Origin of the sequence: Streptomyces sp. NPDC058240 (genome assembly GCF_042882135.1) — a bacterium.
Taxonomy (GTDB): domain Bacteria; phylum Actinomycetota; class Actinomycetes; order Streptomycetales; family Streptomycetaceae; genus Streptomyces.
Genome location: NZ_JBHVWT010000073.1, coordinates 1 through 20,013, shown reverse-complemented (window position 1 = coordinate 20,013; position 20,013 = coordinate 1). Strand labels below are relative to the sequence as shown.

The 20,013-nt window shown below is 69.3% G+C and carries 13 protein-coding genes and 3 pseudogenes; 10 read left to right on the top strand and 6 right to left on the bottom strand.

Annotation, left to right across the window (positions count from 1 at the left end):
- Positions 1–157 precede the first annotated feature (157 nt).
- Together ACFVX4_RS39205 and ACFVX4_RS39200 are read right to left on the bottom strand one after the other, a co-directional pair.
- The gene (locus ACFVX4_RS39205; RefSeq protein WP_365480846.1) at positions 158–514 is read right to left on the bottom strand and encodes a nuclear transport factor 2 family protein; all 357 of its coding nucleotides are present in this window, start codon (positions 512–514) and stop codon (positions 158–160) included.
- A 110-nt stretch (positions 515–624) separates the two neighbouring features.
- Positions 625–1,020: pseudogene (locus tag ACFVX4_RS39200) on the bottom strand (transposase); the annotation flags it as partial.
- A gap of 397 nt (positions 1,021–1,417) precedes the next feature.
- Here ACFVX4_RS39200 and ACFVX4_RS39195 point away from each other — a divergent pair.
- Entirely contained in the window at positions 1,418–2,653 is a 1,236-nt protein-coding gene (locus tag ACFVX4_RS39195; protein ID WP_389987460.1) for an IS110 family transposase, read from the top strand.
- Between the two features lie 33 nt (positions 2,654–2,686).
- On the opposite strand, the pseudogene ACFVX4_RS39190 reads toward ACFVX4_RS39195, so the two are convergent.
- From ACFVX4_RS39190 to ACFVX4_RS39180, 3 genes and pseudogenes are all read right to left on the bottom strand, one after another.
- Positions 2,687–3,058 (bottom strand): annotated as a pseudogene (locus ACFVX4_RS39190) (transposase family protein); the annotation flags it as partial.
- Between the two features lie 55 nt (positions 3,059–3,113).
- The gene (locus tag ACFVX4_RS39185; RefSeq protein ID WP_389987457.1) at positions 3,114–3,713 is read right to left on the bottom strand and encodes a LysE family translocator; all 600 of its coding nucleotides are present in this window, start codon (positions 3,711–3,713) and stop codon (positions 3,114–3,116) included.
- Positions 3,714–3,804: 91 nt separating this feature from the next.
- The gene (locus tag ACFVX4_RS39180) at positions 3,805–4,431 is read right to left on the bottom strand and encodes a TetR/AcrR family transcriptional regulator (protein ID WP_365480850.1); all 627 of its coding nucleotides are present in this window, start codon (positions 4,429–4,431) and stop codon (positions 3,805–3,807) included.
- Between the two features lie 194 nt (positions 4,432–4,625).
- On the opposite strand from ACFVX4_RS39180, the gene ACFVX4_RS39175 reads away from it, so the two are divergent.
- The 9 genes and pseudogenes from ACFVX4_RS39175 to ACFVX4_RS39135 all read left to right on the top strand — a co-directional run bounded on the left by ACFVX4_RS39175 (position 4,626) and on the right by ACFVX4_RS39135 (position 17,027).
- Complete coding sequence (locus tag ACFVX4_RS39175; protein ID WP_389987455.1) at positions 4,626–5,786, top strand: serine hydrolase domain-containing protein; 1,161 nt, start codon at positions 4,626–4,628, stop codon at positions 5,784–5,786.
- A 146-nt stretch (positions 5,787–5,932) separates the two neighbouring features.
- Positions 5,933–6,277: pseudogene (locus tag ACFVX4_RS39170) on the top strand (ATP-binding cassette domain-containing protein); the annotation flags it as partial.
- An 83-nt stretch (positions 6,278–6,360) separates the two neighbouring features.
- Positions 6,361–7,749, top strand: a complete 1,389-nt coding sequence (locus ACFVX4_RS39165) for an aldehyde dehydrogenase family protein (protein WP_389987452.1) — start codon at positions 6,361–6,363, stop codon at positions 7,747–7,749.
- 894 nt (positions 7,750–8,643) lie between these two features.
- Positions 8,644–11,526, top strand: coding sequence for an AAA family ATPase (locus ACFVX4_RS39160; protein WP_389987449.1), 2,883 nt, complete (start codon positions 8,644–8,646; stop codon positions 11,524–11,526).
- A 214-nt stretch (positions 11,527–11,740) separates the two neighbouring features.
- A complete protein-coding gene (locus ACFVX4_RS39155) occupies positions 11,741–12,865 on the top strand; it encodes a hypothetical protein (RefSeq protein WP_389987446.1) in 1,125 nt (374 codons plus the stop codon).
- A complete protein-coding gene (locus tag ACFVX4_RS39150; RefSeq protein WP_389987443.1) occupies positions 12,828–12,968 on the top strand; it encodes a hypothetical protein in 141 nt (46 codons plus the stop codon). The genes ACFVX4_RS39155 and ACFVX4_RS39150 overlap by 38 nt, the downstream gene beginning before the upstream one ends.
- Before the next feature lie 171 nt (positions 12,969–13,139).
- A complete protein-coding gene (locus tag ACFVX4_RS39145; protein WP_389987440.1) occupies positions 13,140–15,416 on the top strand; it encodes a hypothetical protein in 2,277 nt (758 codons plus the stop codon).
- Complete coding sequence (locus ACFVX4_RS39140; protein ID WP_389987437.1) at positions 15,413–15,985, top strand: hypothetical protein; 573 nt, start codon at positions 15,413–15,415, stop codon at positions 15,983–15,985. The genes ACFVX4_RS39145 and ACFVX4_RS39140 overlap by 4 nt, the downstream gene beginning before the upstream one ends.
- A gap of 10 nt (positions 15,986–15,995) precedes the next feature.
- Positions 15,996–17,027, top strand: coding sequence for an NAD(P)-dependent oxidoreductase (locus ACFVX4_RS39135; protein WP_389987434.1), 1,032 nt, complete (start codon positions 15,996–15,998; stop codon positions 17,025–17,027).
- A 72-nt stretch (positions 17,028–17,099) separates the two neighbouring features.
- Here ACFVX4_RS39135 and ACFVX4_RS39130 read toward each other — a convergent pair whose 3' ends face one another.
- The gene (locus ACFVX4_RS39130; protein ID WP_389987431.1) at positions 17,100–19,478 is read right to left on the bottom strand and encodes a Helicase associated domain protein; all 2,379 of its coding nucleotides are present in this window, start codon (positions 19,476–19,478) and stop codon (positions 17,100–17,102) included.
- Positions 19,479–20,013: the final 535 nt, after the last annotated feature.

Sequence of the window (20,013 nt, the reverse complement as noted above, 5' to 3'; positions counted from 1 at the left end):
TCGGCCAGATCAGCCCGATCACCTACGAACAACGATCAACTACGCTGGCCACCGCCGCATGACAACCGGTGTCCACGATCACGGGGAAGGCCCCCACATCATGGCAAGCCTGCTGATGGCCCCGCGGGCAATCGCCAAGATGTATGGATCGGGAGTGTCAGGGAGTGCTCCGGCGGTAGGTCCACATCTCGGCCATCCGGCCGTCGAGGAGTCGGATCAGCCAGATCAGATGACTGTCGATGCTGCCGGGGCGGCTTTCGTGGCCGACGCCGCCGATCACTGACAGCAAATCGTCGGTGCCGAGGATCGTGTCGATGTAGAAGCGGAGTCCTGGTCGACTGGCATGGGTATGCGTGACAGCGCGTTGCACATCGGCGGGCCCGGATACCTCCGGGTGTGCCTGATCGGCCCAGTGGGGACTCAGCACCTCCGGAGCGATCGAGGTGTCGCCCGTGTTCCACATCTGGAAGTACCGCTGCACGACGTGGTGTGAAGGGTCCGCGTGCGCGTCCATCGTGTTCTCCTTCGTTCCGGCGGGTGGCAGCCTGCGAGAGGAACCGTAAGATCAGGCGGCTCGCGTGTCTGCTTGTTCGGTCAAGACGCCGTCCTCGAACAGCCGGACGCTTACTCGGCGAGGGTGAGGTTGTGCAGGCGAGCGATGCCGAGCATGGCGTGATGGACGCCGTCGCCTTTGAGTCGACAGTCGCGGAGGATCTTCCAGGTCTTCATGCGGGCGAAGACATGCTCGACGCGGGCGCGGACCTGTTTGTGCGAGCGGTTGTGCTCCTTCTTCCACTCGGGCAATTCCTCGCCCGGGGTGCGGCGGTGGGGCATGAGGAGCCCGGTGCCGGGATAGCCGCCGTCGGCGATCGTCACGGTCGTGCCCACGGCGGCCTTCACTCCGGACTCCGCCCATGCCCTGCAGTCGTTGCGATTGCCAGGCAGGGGTTCGCCGACCAGGACGACGAGGCGGCTGTCGGCGTCGATAACAACCTGGTGGTTAGTGGAGTAGCGGTAGTTCTAATAGGTCGTCGGTGAGCCCGAGCACGGAAGTACAAGGGACCCGATTCGAGGTGGAAGCCTGCCGCCGTTCTGGGGCTTTGATCCCTGTGTTCAGACCGGCTCTGCCTCGCCCACGCCCTGCCGGGCGGAGACCTTCGGTAGTTCCGGGACCTTGATCTCTCGTCAAAGACCGGTCCTGCCCGGCAGGAGCTCGGATCCAGGTTTCATGTCCTCAGCCCGCCGACAGGGGCCACCTCTCAGCAGTTCGCGAGCCATGAGCTCTCCAGCAGACCGAGGTCCCTGTCGGTCGCTGGAGACACGAACGGCTCATGAGATGGCGTGCCTTGAGCACTTCTATTAGAGCGCCGCGTGCTCCGCACCGGTCCAACCTGCAGATTCATACGGAGGCACAGGGTTGAACAAGATCTTCTGCGGCATTGACTGGGCGGAAGGGCATCACGACATAGCCCTGGTCGACCAGGACGGAACCCAAATTGCAAAGCTACGGATCAGCGACGACAGCGCCGGCTTCCACGCACTGATAGAACTTCTGGCCCAGCACGGTGACAGCACAGCAGAACCGATCCCGGTCGCCATCGAGACGCCCCGCGGGCTTCTCGTCGCCGCCTTGCGGGCCACCGGCCGCCAGATCTACGCAATCAATCCATTGGCCGCGGCTCGATATCGCGACCGCGCCAGTGTCTCCCGGGCCAAGTCCGATGCAGCAGACGCCCGGGTTCTGGCCAACATCCTCCGGACCGACCGGCATGCCCACCGGCCTCTGCCCGACGACAGCGAAGCGGGGCAGGCCGTCGCCGTCCTGGCCCGCGCTCACCAGGACGCCATCTGGGACCGGCAACAGATGATCAACCGGCTTCGGTCACACCTGCGCGAGTACTATCCAGCCGCCCTCACTGCCTTTCACGGCGCTGGAAAACCCGGACTCGACTCGCCGCGCGCCCGCGTGATCTTGACTGCCGCACCCACGCCGGCCGACGCCGCCAAGCTCACCCGCAGCCAGCTGCGCGCGCTGCTCAAGCGCGGTGAACGTCCACGTTGTGGGATCGAAGCCGAGGTCGAGCGACTTCGGACAATCTTCCGCGCGGACTCCCTGCGGCAGCTGCCGCAGGTCGAGCAGGCTCTGGGACAGCAGGCAGTGGCACTCATCCGGCAAGTCGACGCCGCTTGCGTCAGTGTGGCCCAGTTGGCCGTGGCGACGGAAGAGGGATTCCTCGCGCACCCGGATGCCGAGATCATCACCAGTTTCCCAGGGCTCTCCGTGCTCTCTGGAGCACGCGTTCTCGCCGAGATCGGAGACGACCGCGGACGCTTCGCGGACGCCAGAGCCATGAAGGCATACGCCGGCGCGGCTCCTGTCACACGGGCCTCCGGCCGCAGCCACGTGGTTGTGGCCCGGACCGTCAAGAACCAGCGATTGGCATCAGCCGGACACATGTGGGCCTTCGCGGCCCTGCGCACGCAGGCTCCACGCGCCCACTATGACCGACGGCGTGCTGGTGGAGAACGGCATACCGCAGCTCTCAGGAACCTGTTCAACAAGCTGCTCGGCTGCCTCTTCCACTGCCTACAGCACCGCACACTGTTCGACCCCGACCGTGCCTTCGCACCACCCATGGATCTTGCTGCCTGAGCGCCTACTTGACCCGCCAGCGACATGAGATGTCTTGGACCGCTCGGCGATGCTGTGGTCGCGGGTTGGGACCAGGGTGCCGTCCACGATGAGCACGGTGTCCCTGTGGAACCGCTGGCGTGGCTGGAGGGCGAGCAGCGGCCCGAGCTGAGCGATCACGCGGTCTGCGGAAGACTTTGAGATACCGAACAGTGGGGCGAGCTGGCGCAGTGTCAAGTTCGTGCGCCAGTACACCGCGACCAGCAGTACCCGGTCGTCCAACGGAAGTCCCCACGGCCGTCCGCATCGCGCCGCGCCAGCACCCTCACGGCGTACTGCGGTCACCAACTTGCCGAAGCAGCGTGGGCTCAGCCCGGTGAAGGGGGTTATCCAGGACGACTCGGACGCCGATATCACACCAGCCATGGCAAGATCATTTCACCGTCATCAACAGCTCCGGGACGGCAAAAGGCGTACGGGCTCAGCCCGCCGTTGCTGTTCGAACCCCAAGGGCGACCAGCACGGCTCCCGCCAGGCGACTCATCCCATGTCGGAATCGAGGTGTGTCGATTGCCGTGCGTGCGGCGGCGACCACAAACGTCCAGGACAACAGCCACACCAGCACGACGGCCACATGCGCGACCGAAAGCGCGGCGATCTGGGGCGCGATGGGGTGGCTGGACGTGAGGAACTGCGGCACGAGCGTGAGATAGACCGACGCCGCCTTCGGGTTGAGGACATTGGACCACAGCCCCTGGCCAAAGCCCCCGAGCTGAGCCCACGGCAAGCGCCACCGCCTCCGTGCCATCGGTTCGACGCCCCGTCCCGCCGAGCGCCACGTGGTCACGCCCAACCAGATGAGATAGATCCTGCCCAGGATCTTTACCACCGTCAGCGCCTGAGCTGACGACATAACCAGGGCGGACAAGCCAATCGCGGCGAACGTTGCGTGCACCAAGAGCCCGCACGCCGAGCCCAATGAGGCTCGCAACCCATCGGACCGAGAACCCGCGATCACCTGTTGCGTGACCAGCGTGAAGCTCGTGCCGGGAATCAATGTCAAGGGCGTGACTGCGGCCACGAAACCGAGTACGAGATGCCACTGCACACTCCCCGGATGGTGCACAGCCTGCGGCTTGCGCCACGGCGCCAGCGCCGTCGATACCGCCCGGTCAACCGCGGACTTGCGGACCGTCTCGACCAGCGGGGGAGCGGTCGAGGGGGCGTACGGCGAAGTCGATGGCGCGGTCCGTTCGCGCGCGGTCCCCGGAGACGAGGAGATCGAGCTGCAGGCCCCGCACCTGTGCGAGGACAAGGGTCGACAGAGCGGAGGCGTCCTCGGGCGGCCAGCCGTCCGCGACAAGCCTGTTGGCGATGATCCCGATCCAGTCGTGGACGATCGACCGGGAGAGTTCCTCATCCTCCCCGGACCCTTCCCCGTGATGGCCGACGAATTCGAAAAGCAGGAGGAACTGGCGCTGCTCCTGCGGTTCGCACAGCCGACGCCACAGCGCCCTGACGAGTTCGGCCGTCGAGTGCGCCTCGCGGAGCTCCGCGTCCGACGTCAGCCATGCTGCCAGATCCGTGCGGACCTTCTCTGCGACGGCCAGGAGCAGCGCGTCCTTCGAGGAGAAGTGCCGTAGCAGTGTCGCGTGGGTGACACCGAGTGCCTGCGCCACGGGACGCAGGGACAGGCCGCTGATGCCGTGTTCGAGGATGTACTCGGTCGCCGCGGCCAGCAACTCGGGCCGCCGGTGCTGAAACCGGAGGGTGCGCCCGTCGACGTGGGATGAACTCATCGCCGCCCTCCGCTGTTCTGCGTTGATGGAGATTTAACAGTACCACTCGGTTGCCCTAACCGAGTGGTACTGCTACTTTTCTAGTCATCGCAGCCGGTCACTCCGGCCCCAGGACGAGCCCGCCCCGGCAGTGGTGTCGGCTCGCCCACCCTCCATCTCCTTCCGGATCCCCCGTTCCCACTCGAAGGACGGCAATGACTGATCAGAAGCGCATGACCCTGGTCGACCTCGGCCTCTTCACCGGCGTGCCGCAGCACGAGCACTTCTGCCGGATGAAGGACCTCCTCGACACCCGTGAGATGGCGCCCTCCGCACACCCCTACGTCTGGCCACGCAGTGAGGCGGCCCCGCTGCCGGAGAGCTTCGACTACGACGGCACCGCACGAGTGACCAAGGAGTTCCTGGCCCGCACCGACACGTCCGCACTGCTCGTGCTCGTCGACGGGGTCATCAACCACGAGAGCTACTTCCTGACCGGCGGCCCGGACGTGCAGTGGCTGTCCATGTCGGTCTCCAAGAGCTTTGTCTCCGCGCTCGTCGGCATAGCGGTCGACGAGGGGCACATCACGGGCATCGACGAGCCCATCAGCTCCTACGTGCAGGTGCGGCCCGGTTCCGCGTACGACGGTGTGTCCATCAAGGACGTGCTCCAGATGTCCTCCGGCGCCCGGTGGAACGAGGACTACAACGACCCGGCCTCCGACATCTACCAGCTCACCGCCGCGACGGCGGGCGTCGGCGGCACGCTCGACGACTTCGTCGCCCGCATGGTGCGCGAGACCGGGCCCGGCACCGTCTGCCGCTACAACTCCGGTGAGACCCAGATACTCGGCGCCCTGATAGCCCGGGCCACCGGCCGCCCGATGGCCGACTACATGCGCGAGAAGCTGTGCGAGCCGCTCGGCATGACATCGGCGGGTTACTGGCTGGTGGACCCCGCCGGGACGGAACTCGCTTTCGGGGGGCTCAACCTGACCGCCCGCGACTTCGCCAGGCTCGGAGAGCTGTACCGCAACGGGGGTGTGTGGCAGGGCCGGCAGATCGTGCCCGCACAGTGGGTGCGCGACTCGGTCACCGGGACCGCGCCGCACCTGCAACCCGGCCGCCCCCTCGTCGGCGGCCAGCAAGCCGATGGAGTCGGCTACGGCTACCAGTGGTGGCTCCCGGCGGGAGACCGTGGCGAGTTCAGCGCAGTCGGCGTCTACAACCAGTTCGTCTATGTCGATCCGGTCAGCCGGACCACCATCGTGAAGCTCTCGGCCAGCCGCCTGTACGGGACGTCCCTGGACGAAGCCATCAGCGGCGAGGAGGAGACCATCGCTTTCCTGCGCGCGATCGCCCGGCACGGCCACTGACCCGCGATTGAACGCGGATGCTGTGCCGCGTGCGTGAGGGGCGGAGCGGGTTTCCACGCGGTGCCCGGCGGGCTCGGCGACAACATCACCACCCGTCAGCAACAGCCCGCCCCACCCAACCGACGGTGTGCAGCCGCTGGCCACCGGGCGGCGAACGCCAGCGCCTGACCATCGCCCGCCTGCTGCTGGCGCGCCAGCGCGTCGTCATCCTCGACGAGGCCACCGCCCACCTGGACAACACCTCCGAGGCGGCCGTCCAGGAGGCACTGACCGAGGCGCTCGCCGGCCGCACCGCCGTAGTGATCGCCCACCGGCTCTCCACCGTACGGGCGGCCGACCTCATCCTGGTCGTGGAGAGCGGGCGGATCGTGGAGCGGGGCACGCACGAGGAACTCCTCGCGGCGGGCGGCCGGTACGAGGAGCTGTACCGCACCCAGTTCGAGAACCCCGGTACCGAACACGGGCAGCTCGACGTGCAGCCCTCGGCGTGACGGGCGTCTCTGGCGCCCCAAAACTAACAGCGCTAGTTTGGGTGCGGACGCCCAGTCCGCAACCGTGTCCGGGAGGAACAGCGATGAAGGCCCACGACGGCATGTACATCGACGGAGCCTGGCGGCCCGCCGCGGGACGGGACACGATCGCGGTGGTGAACCCGGCGGACGAACAGGTCATCGCCGAGGTCCCGGCCGGCGGGGCCGAGGACGTCGACGCCGCGGTACGGGCCGCCCGCGCCGCGCTCCCCGCCTGGGCGGCCACCGCCCCCGCCGAGCGGGCCGCGCGGATCGCCGCCCTGCGCGATGTGCTCGTCGCCCGCAAGGACGAGATCGCCGAGACCGTCACCGCCGAACTCGGCGCGCCGCTGCCGTTCTCGCAGGCGGTGCACGCGGGCGTGCCGATCCTGGTGGCCGGTTCGTACGCCGGGCTCGCCGCCTCGTACGCCTTCGAGGAGAAGGTCGGCAACTCCACCGTGTACGCCGAGCCGGTCGGTGTGGTCGGTGCGATCACCCCGTGGAACTACCCGCTGCACCAGATCGTCGCCAAGGTCGCCCCGGCGCTCGCGGCGGGCTGCACCATCGTCCTCAAGCCCGCCGAGGACACCCCGCTGACCGCCCAGCTCTTCGCCGAGGCCGTCCACGAAGCGGGCGTCCCCGCGGGCGTGTTCAACCTGGTCACCGGCCTCGGCCCGGTTGCCGGACAGGCCCTCGCGGAGCACGAGGGCGTCGACCTGGTCTCGTTCACCGGCTCCACCGCGGTCGGCAGGAAGATCGGCGCCACGGCCGGCGCGGCCGTCAAGCGCGTCGCCCTCGAACTGGGCGGCAAGTCCGCCAACGTCATCCTGCCGAGCGCGGACCTGGCCAAGGCGGTCGGCGTCGGCGTCGCGAACGTCATGGGCAACTCCGGCCAGACGTGCAGCGCCTGGACCCGGATGCTGGTGCACACCTCGCAGTACGACGAGGCGGTCGCGCTCGCCGCGGAGGCGGCCGCCAAGTACGGAGACCGCATCGGCCCCCTCGTCAACGCCAAGCAGCACGCGCGGGTGCGCGGCTACATCGAGAAGGGCGTGGCGCAGGGCGCCCGCCTGGTCGCCGGCGGCCCCGACGCCCCGCGCGAACAGGGCTACTTCGTCAGCCCGACCGTGTTCGCCGACGTCACCCCGGAGATGACCGTCGCCCAGGAGGAGATCTTCGGCCCCGTCGTCTCGCTCATCCGCTACGAGGACGAGGACGACGCCCTGCGCATCGCCAACGGCACCGTGTACGGCCTCGCGGGCGCGGTCTGGGCGGGCGACGAGGCCGAGGCGGTGGCGTTCGCCCGGCGGATGGACACCGGGCAGGTCGACATCAACGGCGGCCGGTTCAACCCGCTCGCCCCGTTCGGCGGCTACAAGCAGTCCGGCGTCGGCCGCGAACTCGGCTCCCACGGGCTCGCGGAATACCTCCAGACCAAGTCCCTCCAGTTCTGACCGTTCTGCGTTCCCGCGGTTCCGACCGTTCCGCCCCGTTTCCCCTCTGCCGACCCTCAAGGAGCCTGTTCGTGGTCCGCGCCGCCGTACTGCCCGCCGTCGGAGCTCCCCTGGAGATCACCGGCATCGAACTCCCGGAGCCCGGCCCTTTGTGTTGGCCGCGAAACAGTTCGGACGGTTGCCCTCGACATTGGTGAAGCGCAACTCGGCGCCGACGTAGGGCACTCTCTGCAAACGCTCAAGCGCATCCCCGTGGGCCAGGAGGAGCGGTCGGGAATGTCGGTGACCTCTGTCGACCCGGGTGCCGGGTTCGTTCGGTTCCGCCGAGGGCTTAGGCCGACGTCCACGCCTTCCTCGGGATCTTCAGTGCAGCCTGGTGGATATGGCAACGGTGATAGTCATTCCGAGGAATACGACCGCCACCGGCCCGTCTCGACAGCCAGTCAAGGAAGGCGTGGGTGCCACCGGCGGAGTCGGGACGGATGAGCTCCTGCCGTCCTCGCCAGAGCTTGAGCAGTTGAGCCGGAGCTAGTTGGGTGATTCAGGCGTTCATACGCAGCCGGGAAGACATCTTTGGCTCCCGCGTTCTGTTCCTTGGTACGCCGGGAGCCTGACTCCCAGCCGATTTACATGATGGTCCGCTGCGGGCAGTCCGGCGTATCGCTGCCCGTACGTCGGTCACCATGCGCCCCTGACCGGCGCGGGCCGGGCCCGCCACACAGGGGCAGCGTTGTCGTACTCGTGCTGTAGAACGCTGTCTGACAGCGACAGTCGCCCAGCCCCGTGTCGTAGCCACCGGGGCCCTGGCGTGCCGTGGCGGCGTTCGTTCCGAGGGAGATCGTGGTGGTTGAGTTGTACAGGGGGCCGGGCAGGCGCATGAACAGCGTGCCGTTCGTGAGCAGGTCAGCCGAGCTCCGCCGGCTCGATGCGGCCCTGCAGCACATGGGAGCCGGTGGTCCGGCCCTCGTCGATGTCACTGGTGAGGCCGGTATCGGCAAGAGCCGGTTGCTGGCGGAGTTCAGTACCCTCGCCCGCCGCCGTGGGGCGGCCGTGTTGCGCGGCCGGGCTACAGAGTTCGAACGGCACAGCCCGTTCCAGCCGTTCGCCGACGCGTTCGCCGACCTCGACCAGCGCGTGCTCGGGGTGTTCCCGTCGCTGCGGGAGTTCCTTCCGGCGCTGCGGGGAAGGACCGAGCCCTCGGGCGAGCCGTGGAACAGGGACCGTTTCGGCCTCTACCGGGCCACCTCGGACGCACTGCGCTGCATCCGGGGCGCGCGGCTCGTCGTGGTCCTCGACGACCTGCACTGGGCGGACCCGGCGTCCCTGGAACTCGTCGACCACCTCGTGCGGCACCCTGTGAAGGCCCCCTTCCTGCTCGTCGTGTCGCGCCGCGACCGCCAGGCCCCGGCGGCGCTCACCACGGCGCTGGCGCGCGGGGCCGATACCGGCGCGGTGCTGCGGATCTCTCTCGGCCCGCTCGACGAACGGGACTGCGTCGAGGAACTGGCCCGCGACCTGCCGCAGCAGCGGGCGGCCGAGATGTACGCCGCGAGCGAGGGCAACCCGCTGTACTTCCTGGCACTCCTGACGGCACATCGCACCGCCCGGCTGCCCGGGCCCCCGGTCCGGGACGGTGGTCCGCCCGCAGGCCTGGAAGCACTGCTGCTCGACGAGCTCGCCCCGCTGGACCCACTGGAGCGCGGCACCGTAGAAGCCGCCGCCGTACTCGGCGACCACGCCACGGCCGACCTCATCGCCGCTCTCACCGGCTCACCCGTCCCCGACGTCGTCGAGGCCCTGCGCGGGGTCATGCGCCGCGATCTGATCCGTACGGACCAGGCCGGACACCGTCTGGCACTGCGCCACCCGCTGATCCGGGCTCTGGTCCACGACAGCACCGACCCCTGGCGGCGGCAGGAGCTCCACCACAGGGCGGCGGCCGAACTGGCCGAGGCCGGCGCACCCCTCGCCGAGCGGGCGCACCACATCGAGCGTTCACTGACCGGCTGGGACCCGGAGGCCGCCGCGATCCTGACCAGCGCCGCCGAACAGACCGCCGTGACGGCCCCGGCCGCCTCGGCCCACTGGCTCGGTGTCGTCCTCGCGATCCTGCCCAACACCCCCGGACTCCTTGACAAACGCCGTGAGCTGATACTGATGCGCGCCGGGGCGCTCGGCACGACCGGGGCGCTGTGGGAGAGCAGAGACCTCTTCCACCGAGTGATCGACATGCCCGCCGACAACAAGGACGGCGAGGACACGCTCCGTATCTCCGCGGTCGTGCAGTGCGCCGTCATGGAGCGTCAGCTCGGGCGTTACGCCGAGGCCGACGCGCTGCTGCGCCGCGAACTGGACCGGAGGCCCGGGCCGTCACCGTCCCAGCGGATCGGTCTCGTCATCGAATGGTGCTGCCGCGCGCAGTTCGTCGCCCGCTTCCCCGAGGTACGGGAAGAACTGGCCGAGGCGTTGCGCGGCGCCCGCGATCTGGGTGACGGACTCGGCGAGATGGGCGCCCTGACGCTGGCCGCCATGAGCGAGGCGTACGAGGGTGACACGGCCGAGGCCCGTCGGCTCGCCCGGACCGCGGCGGGGCTGGCGGACGCGCTCACCGACGGCGACCTGGCCGGGCTGTGCGAGCCCCTGGTCAGACTGGGCTGGGCCGAGGTGATGCTCGACCGGTACGCCGACGCGGAACGGCACACCGACCGGGGCGTGGACATCGCCCGGCGGACCGGCCGACTTTACATGCTGTCGCAGCTCCTGCTGTGCAAGGCGTACACCCACTTCCTGACCTGCCGGGTCACCACGGCGCTGGAGCTGGCCGACGAGGCCGCGGCCATCGCTCGTGCCCTGGGTAGCGGCGAACTGCTCGGCCTCACCCTCGCGATCCGGTCCCTGTTCCTCATGCAGGCCCGCCCGCCGGGCGATCCGGACGTCCTGGCCGCCGCGGAGGAGGCGGCGGCAGCGGCGGAGGGCACGGGCGAGAGCTGGTGGTCGACGCTGGCACAGTCCTTGCTCGCCTTCGCCGCGATGGGAGCCGGTGACCCGCACCGCGCACGGGACGTCCTGCTGGATGCGGGCGGCGGCGAGGACTTGCCCCGATCGCAGCCCTCGCTGCTGCCCGAGTTCCTGGAACTGCTCGTCGCCACCGCCTTGGCCGTAGGTGAGACGGCGGAGGCCGAGAACGCGGCCGAGCGCGCCCTGAAGGAGGCCGAACGGATCGGCCTGCCGACTCGCCGGGCAGCGGCGCTGCGCGCCTTCGGCCGGGTCGAGGCGCACCGCGGGGACCCAGCCACGGCAGCACGGGCGTTCGCCGAAGCCGCCCGGGAGAGCGCGCTGTCCGGGGCGACCCTCCGGGAGGCCCAGAGCCTGCTGTTCGGCGCCGCGTTCACCAGAGCCGCCGGTGACGGCGCCGGCGCGGCCGCCATGTGGCGCCGTGCCCGTCGGCAGGCCGCCGAGGGCGGGGCCACGCTGCTGGTCGCCCTGGCCGACCAGCAGCGCCCGGAGGTGCTGGGTGACATGGACGGGTCGGCGGAGCCGTCCGGACCGGCCGCCGGGCTGGCCCAGCTGACCTCGCGGGAACGGGAGATAGCGGAACTGGTCGCAGAGGGTCTCACCAACCAGGCCGTGGCCTCCCGGCTCTGCCTCAGCCCGCGCACGGTCGAGAGCCACATCGCCCGCGTCTACCGCAAGACGGGCGTCCCGTCCCGCGCGGCCCTCGCCACCCTGGTGGCCCGCCACACGGTTACGGCACCGGGCACGCCGCCGCCCTCGTGACCAGTGCCGTCGGCCGGACGCGGACCGGGACGCCCCTTCGGCCGAGCGTCCCGGAGGGCCTCCGTGCCGTGGAGTGCGGGTTGAGTTGCGTAGTTTCACTGAACCTCACTCGACAGGGGACGGGTGATGGGACGGCGGAGTGCCATCGGACCAGACTGTCGGTGCGGTTGCGGGAAACCAGTTCGATTGCTGCGGATTGCTGTGGGAGGAACGTGTGGCCGGTGACGTGGTGTGGACCGAGGAGCAGCGCGGCAAGGTGTATTCCACCCGGGCGCGGGTCAATCCGGACCATCTGACCGAGGGGCTCGGGCGGGGGCCGTGCTGGCTGGCGGCGGTGCCGCCGTTCGACGCCGCGGGCTGCTTCGCCGAGGCGCGTGACAAGAGTCGTCACGCCATGGACCAAGGCTGGGAGTACGCGGTCCACGAGGTGGAGGAGGGGGCACGGCACGCGGCGCCCTCGATGGCCGCACTCGGGCTGAGGGCGGCGGCGCTGTACCGCAGCGACGAGCGTCCGGACGTGCTCGACCTGGACGTGGAAGTGGCCATGGTGGAGCAGCAGTTGCAGGCGACGTGGGACGCGGTGCCGTTCTGGCTGGCGGCCGAGGGTGTCGTGTGGACGCTGCGTGCGATGCTGCGGCTGCATGAACTGGCCCACATTCAGCACGAGGTCCACTGCGACCCGGGGTTGGAGTGGAGCGGGACCTGGCTCATCGAGACCACCGCACATGCCTCGTTCCAGGTGGCCGAGTGCGAATCGAGCTGGCAACTGCTGCGGGGTGTGCTCGCGGTGGCCGACGAGGCGGACCACCATGCGGCGCGCGCGGTCGCGGCAGCCGCGTTCGACGCGGCATCGGTGCCGGTGAAGGCGGCGCTGTCCTTCGTGTTCCCCGACGAGCGGGAGTGGGCCGACCGGGCGGCCGAGGACTGCCTCGCCCAGGGAGGTGGCGGTGACAAGGTGGTGCGGATGCTGGTCACCACCGCCGATGTCGACTGGGGCGAGCGGCTCGTCGAACGGCAGCCGGGCTGTCTGGACGAGGCGACCCTGCTGACCCTGCTGGCGCGGGAAGGGGCGGGCGCCGCTCCCGTTCTGGACTCGGCGATGCGCCATGCCCGCGGCAACAACGAGCGGCTGGTGTTCGCCCGCCATCTCGCCATGATCCGCACCCGGGACGCGGCGGAGCGGCTGGCGGCCTGGCGGGGCAACCGCAGGCTCGCCCCGCTGATCGAGGACTACTTCCGGCAGGCGCCCCACCGACCTGGACGACTTCCAGCAGGGGCACGGCGACGGCGTCCAGGAGCAGTTGCGCGAGCTGCTGGTGGACGAGGTCTTCGCCGTTGACGAGGACGGGGGCAGGGAAATGTTGGACCGGGGTCTGCTGTTCGCCCGGCTCCGCGAGGGTCTGCCGGTCTTCCGCGCGGACGTGCAGGCCGAGGCCCACTGAGCGCATGTACCCGTCGGCCTGGCGGCCCGCCCCGGCCGATCGCGCCTCGCGCTTTCCCCACCGAATCCGCCTTACCGGGCACTTCACCCCACGGAGCAACCACAGATGGCCGATGACGAATCCCAGAGCAGCCCGTCAGTATCCCCCGCCCTCACAACGGTGCACTCACCCGTGGGGTACCGCCTCATCAGCGCCCAGGAGGCGGAGGAGCGGTTCCGGGTCTCCGCCGATGTCGGCTACCCGTACGCCGAGTTCGCCGACGAGCAGGAGATCCGCTTGTACGAGGGCGGTCTGCATGTCGCGGGCCATCTGGAGCCGGAGGGCGACAGCGACTGGGTGCCGTACAACACCGTCGTGGACGGTGATCTGACCGTCGACGGTGACCTGGACTGGTGGGACGACTGCGACGGCAACTTCTTCATGGTGACGGGCAGTCTGCGGGCCCGCAACGTGTTCCTGTCCGGCTGCCCCAACGTGGTGGTGCGCGGGAACCTGGAAGTGACCGGCGGCATCTGCGGCTCATACGGGGACGGCGGTTGGCTCGTGGTGTGCGGGCGGACCCGCGCCCGGATCGTCATCAGCGTGTCGTACTTCGGCATGACCTTCGCCGAGCAGCCGCAGGCACTGCTCGTCGCCGAGAACGGGCCGTCCAACTGCCCGGTGGACTTCACCGACGAGGAACTGGACACCGTGCTGCTGCCCGAACTCCTCGACGATGACGGCACGGCCGACGAGGGGAAGATCGCGGAGGCCTTGCGCGAGGGGCGGCAGGTGCTGCGCGCCGGGGTCCGGCCGAGCCATCTGGCCGCCCTGGAGGAGCTGGACGCGCTGCTGGTGCGTGCGGAGGAGGTGACAGGACTCGACCTGTCCGGACGCAAGCTGAGGCACTTCCCCGAGCAGCTCCTCTCCTTCCCCAACCTGCGGGTCCTCTCCCTGGAGGGCAACGCCGAGCTCAAGACAATCGACCCGCGCATCGGCGAGCTGGCCGCCCTCGAAGAACTCCACCTGGCCGGGACACAGCTGACCGGGCTGCCCGAGTCCATCGGCCGGCTGCGGAACCTGCGGCTGCTGGACATCTCCGGCAACGCCTTCACAGCCCTGCCGGACTCCCTCGGCGACCTGGACCGCCTGGAGGTGCTGCGCGCCGCACGGCTGACCTGCCCGCTCCCCGACACGCTCGCCCGGCTGCACACGCTGCGCGAACTGGACCTGTCCCGCCAGCACCAGGGCGGCTACCACTGCGACACCCTGGTCGACTTCCCCCCGATCGTCACCCGCCTGACCGGACTGAGGACACTCGACCTGTCGTACGTCTGGCTGGCCTCAGTCCCCGACGAGCTGCTGAACCTGACCGAACTGGAGGAACTCAACCTGAGCAACTCCCTGTCCGCCCGACTGACGCGGCTGCCCGACCTGGCCCGGCTGCCCCGGCTGCGCGTCCTGCGCCTGAGCGGCAGCGCCCCGGGCTCCAACCAGCCCCCGCCCAGCCGCGACCTGCTCTCCGGAATCTGGGACATCACCACCCTCGAACACCTGGAGATCGACCGCTGGGCCAAGGAAACGTTCGACGGCCGGAAGGCGCGCACCGCCTTCCGCGCGCTGCCCGACGACGCGTTCACCCACTTGCCGAACCTGCGGCACATCGACCTGTCGTTCAACGAACTCACCACCCTTCCAGAGTCGTTCTTCGGACTGCGCCGACTCGAGTTCGCGGGCCTGCGGTACACCAAGCTCGACCGGCCCACGCTGGAGCGGCTGCGCACGGCGTTTCCGCGGACCCGGCTCGACCTGCGGGACACCGGCACCAAGGAGGTCGTCCACGACCCGAACTGGCAGTCCGTGCACGCCCTGGTCAGGACCGGCGCCGAGAAACAGACCGCGCAGGACCACACGGCAGCCGTCACCGCCTTCGAGGAAGCCGTCACGCTCTGCACCCCGGGCGCCTGCCACTCCGACTACGACCAGCTCTACGCCCACTACGGCCTGGTCAACGCCCTCGGCCAACTCGTCGACAACGCCCCGGACGCCGACCGGCCCCGGCTGACCGCCACACTCATCCGGTACGCCGAGCAGACACTCTCCCTGATACCCGGACAGATCTGGCACTTCACCGACGAGGGCGCCTTCCAGGAAGAAGTCAAACGCCGCACCGGCAACGCCCTCGCCTGGCATCTGCTGCACAGCGGCGAACCCGAGCGCGCGCTCGCCGCCGTCGAGCAGGCGCTGACCGTCGCCGCCGGGCCGGAATACGACTTCGTCCGCGACACCCAGGTCCGCGTCCTGCTCGCCCTCGGCCGAACCGACGACGCCTACCGGGTGGCCGACCAGATCCTCACCCGCGACCCGTCCTTCGGCGACCTCACCGACATCGCCGCCCTACCCGAATTCCAGTCGTGGCGGCAGGCCCAGCGCACCGCCGCACCCGAGGCCCCGGGGAGCGCCCGGTGAGACCCGACCGCGCCGTACCGTCGCCCGGCACCCGCCCACTCGACGAACTCGACCAGGTGCCCTGGGCCGAACTCCGACACGCCTACGGCCCGGCGACCGACGTCCCGGAGCAGCTGCGCGCTCTGGTCCGCGGCGACCGGGAACGCCGGACACAGGCGTGGGACCGTATGTGGTCCAACCTCTACCACCAGGGAAGCGTCTACGAGGCCACGCTCCACGCCGTGCCGTTCCTGTTGCACATGCTCGCCGAGGAGACCACACCTCACCCGGCCCGCGTCCTCGTCTTCCTGCGTCATCTGGTCGTCGGCGAGGACGAGGCCGAGTTGCTGCCGGACGGCTACGACGAGGCCGGATTCGCCGACTGGCCGCAGCAGGACAGGGAACTCGAGGCCGCCACCCATGCGGCCGTCGCAGCGGGCGTGCCGGCCATCGTGCCCCCTGCTGGACCACCAGGACCCGGGGATCGCGGCCGAGGCGGCCCATCTCCTGGCCTGGTTCCCTGGCAGCGCGGCGGACATCCTGCCCGCGCTGCGCCGGCTGAGCGTCCGGAGCCCGCTGCCCAGAAGTGACCGCACGACGGTGCTCATCGCCATCGGGCTGCTGGCGGGCGCCTGCGGGGACCGGTCCGACACGGCCTTTCTGGAGCGGATGCTCGCCGACGTGGACGACCCCGACCGCTGGGCGGCGGCGGTGGCGCTGAGCAGGATCGCCACCCCCGATGTCCCGGCCGCGGCCATCGACGTGCTGGTCGCGGAGCTGGGCGCGATCAGTGTCGATCCGGAGGAGTACGGGATGGAGCCCAGGACCGGCTTCTGCTTCAACTCCCCGGAACGGCTGATCGTCCCGACGCTCCACCGGCTGCCCGCCGCCTCCCGGGACGCCGCACTGGACGCAGCCGGACGGGCCATCGCCGGTATCGAGAACCAGGACCGGGTGCCATGGGCAGAGGCCGCGGATCTGGTCGTCCTCGCGCTCGGCGACGCCGAACCCGGCAGCCCGGACACGCTGACACCCTGGCAGCACGCGATGCTGCGGGCGCTGCTGACCGGTGACCGGATCTGGGCGTCGGGGCAGTTGGGCATGCGCCTGTCCTCGGATTACGAGGCGGGGGTCCGCCTGCTTGTCGGTGATGTCACCGACGCCGACGCCGTTGCGGACCTCGCGAACGGGCATGACGCTGCGATCATGGCTGCCTACGACCCTGGCGCCCAGGCTGACGTGTTCTTCAAAACCGCTGCCCAAGCGCTCTTGGACGGGCTGCCGAAAGCCGGTGTGGGCCGGTTGGTCGTCGTCGGCCTGGCGGCCGTTCTGGAGACCGCCGACGGGACGCCGTTGATGGACAGCCCCGGCTTTCCGCCGGAGTACCGGCCCTTCTGCCTTGCTCATGCAGCCGGGGCAGGTGTGCTGCGCACCTCGACTACCGCGCTGGACTGGCTGATCGTCAGTCCATCGGGCGACTTCGATCCTGACGGCACGCGCTCTGGGCGCTACTCCACCGCTTCCGCCGACGCTGCCAGCCGCATCTCTCACCACGACTTCGCAATCGCCTTGCTCGACGAGATTGATGAGCCTCGACATCACCGCACTCATGTAGGCGTTGAGACGGCGTGAACCGGGCCGCCGCCGCGACAGCCGTCGTGCCGCGGCGGCTTCAGGGACCCGTCCACGGTGGGACATCGCAGATCAACCGCGTTGGTTGAGGGCCCACATGTCGTCCTGTGTCCGTCGTACTGGCCGTTCTGCTTCTTCGGTGGGTTCGATGCCGAGGACGTTTTCCAGGAGCCATTGCTGGGCGGGAAGGAGTTGTTCCCACCCGTGCCGCTGCGCCGCAACCCAGCGGCCGAGGTCGTCTCCTTGCACGATCGCTTTGCCGGCCGCTACCGGCAGGACCCCGCCGTTCTGGAGGAGGTTCTGGGTGAGGCGGAAGCAGCGTTGCCACCCGGTGTCCCATACCGGGCACCAGCCCGGGTCGATCTCGTCCAGCGCTGCGCGCCGCGCCTCGGTCAGCGCGCCCGCACTGGAGGGGACGGGGAGGCCGGCCTGTCGCCGCTGCACGACCTGATCCGCTGCCCGGGCTGCGTATCGCTGGTTCTTGGTCCAGGTCCCGACGGGGTATCCGTCCCAGACGGCGGTGGTGGGTGGCAGCAGGTGACCGTGGGCGGCTGCCCAGGCGCGGGCGGCTGTGAGGCCTTCCTCGAACGCGATGTCCTGGTGTGACCACACCATGCCCAGCCCGTCGAGCTGTTCGACCCGCCCCGGATCCAGGTACCCGGCTTTGTGGGTTTTGCGCTGGTCGGCGAGCCAGGTCCCGAGCGGGAACCCGGCCGGAACCCAGGTATCGGGGGTGACGTAGTCGTACGGCACCCGCAACTGCTGCGCCCCGGTCTCCTTCAGATACCGCGCGCATGCCTGGATACCGCGCCGCCAGAACGTGTTCTCCGGCTCGATGACCCGCAGCTTCACGAACTGTGCCAGCAACGCGGGATCCCGGGGTGCGCTGAACTTCAGCAGCTCCCGCGCAGGCGCACTCGCTTCCCGCTCACCCGGCGGCAACTCCCACTCGCCTTCCCGCTCACCCACGGCTTCGCCTTCCGCGCCTTCCTCGGGTACCCAATGGCCGCTGCGGATGCGGGGGTCGGCGAGGTGTTCGATCGTTTCGGTGTCGTGTGCCCGCAGCGCCCCGAGGACCTTCGCGAGGGTGCCGTAGGCGTCCGAGGTCAGCATTTCGCCCGGTGTTTCACCCGGAGCGAGGAATACCGGAACAATCAGAGAAGCAATTTTCCCTTGACCGGGCTTGATTCGCAGGGCCCGTCCGACCATTTGCACGATATCGATCATCGACCCCCGCGCATCGCAGAATGCGACGGAATCACAATTCGCCGTATCGACACCCTCGCCCAGCACCTTCACCGAGCTCAACACCCGCAACGCCGCCGGCACCAACCCCTTCCCCGACCGCCGCCCACCCCTGCTGCGCCCCTCGACCAGCTGCGCCTGGTCCTGGTCCTGAATGGTGTCGGACGCGAACTCCTCCAGCACGGCCCGCCGGTGGGCGGGCGGGTGTTCGCCGTACAGCCAGTCCGCCCATACCCGCCCCGGATCCGGGAACTTCCGTGGATCGTCTTCCCAGAGCTTCCGGGCTGCGTCGACGATGCCTGTGGCCATGGCTTCGGCTTCGCTGACCCGGCTATGGAACGTCAGGACCTTGCGCAGGTTCTCCTCGGCGGCCGCAGTCACGAGCCCGGTCTGCAGTGCGGCGAGTCGTGCTCCGCGTGCGGCGTCCGACCCGTATCCGGCTTCCTGGCGCAGTTGGTGGAACTCGGGGTCACTGATGTCGACGCACACCACCTGGTACGGCGCAACCAGGCCCCGGCTCACCGCCTGTGAGAGCGTCAGTTTGTACGCCACCGGCCCGAACACCCGCGACCCCGGATCCATGCTCGCGATCAGCCGCGACTCCCCGCCCTCACCACTTCGAGCGTGCTCGGGTGCTTCCCAGATCCGGGCCGTGGCGGTCATGTACAAACGGCGGGTCGCCGGGATCCGCACCTGGTCATGCACCACCGCCCACGGCTTGCCCGCATGCCCACCGGTGCGGTGCGCCTCGTCGACGACCATCAGGTCCCACGCACCAAGGCCGGCAGCGTGCGCGTTCTGGAGGATGCCGAGTCCGACGGCGGCGTATGTGGCGAACACTGCGACCCGGTCCAGATCCCGTACCCAGGCCACCAGTTCGCCAGGGTCGGTTGTGCAAGGAACGCCGTCGGAGTCGTCCGCTCGAAGTGAGCACACCCCGACCATCGCCCCCGTACGACCGCCTTCCCGCCACGCGGCCGCGGTCTGGGTCAGCAGATCCAGTGTCGGGACCAGGACCAGGACACGCCGCGCGCCGAGTTTCTCGGCGGCCGCGACGGCGATCAGGGTCTTCCCGGAGCCGGTCGCGGCGATGACCTGGGTCCGCAGCCCCTCGGCCGGCAGATGCCCGCTCGCAGGCGTCTGCAAGTCCCTCAGAACTGCGTCGACCGCCTCCACCTGATGCGGAAACAACTCCTTCGACGTCACCAAAACTTCCTCTCCTCGACCGATTCAGATATATTTCCAAGCCAGAAAAGACCCGGATCCCTGTGCAGCAACATGAATTTTTAAGCGACAACCAAGACACAGAAAACCGACCCAAGGAAAGCGGCAGGGCGTCGGCTCCCACTCCTTAATCTAGCTGGACATCAAGAGTGACGCACACCGACTGCATAGGTTCTGAACCGTAAGTCCGCAATCCGCGCAGTGGCCGTCCCGTCAACACCTGAACCCCTCCTGACAGGGACTCAAGGGACCAGGAACCGGGTTAGGAAGTCCCGGTCCTCACGACCCGTCACCACACCTCCCAGCAAGACCACCCCCAATCCGTAGCCAGCCTAAGGGCCGTGCGGAGCATGGCCCGCCGCCCGGATCGCGGAGCGATCCGGGCCGCAGTCAACGAAGTTGACTGCCCGGGCCACGGAGTGGACCGGCAACCCCGGACGAAGTCCGGGAACAACGCACGGAGTGCGTTGTCGTCTTCCGCCGCGTAGCGGCGGCGCGTCGTGTCTGCGGAGCAGAC

What these genes read in the sequence shown, in the direction of transcription:
- ACFVX4_RS39205 (WP_365480846.1), bottom strand. Translation starts at nt 514, where the DNA reads ATGGACGCGCACGCGGACCCTTCACACCACGTCGTGCAGCGGTACTTC.
- ACFVX4_RS39180 (WP_365480850.1), bottom strand. Translation starts at nt 4,431, where the DNA reads ATGAGTTCATCCCACGTCGACGGGCGCACCCTCCGGTTTCAGCACCGG.
- ACFVX4_RS39175 (WP_389987455.1), top strand. Translation starts at nt 4,626, where the DNA reads ATGACTGATCAGAAGCGCATGACCCTGGTCGACCTCGGCCTCTTCACC.
- ACFVX4_RS39165 (WP_389987452.1), top strand. Translation starts at nt 6,361, where the DNA reads ATGAAGGCCCACGACGGCATGTACATCGACGGAGCCTGGCGGCCCGCC.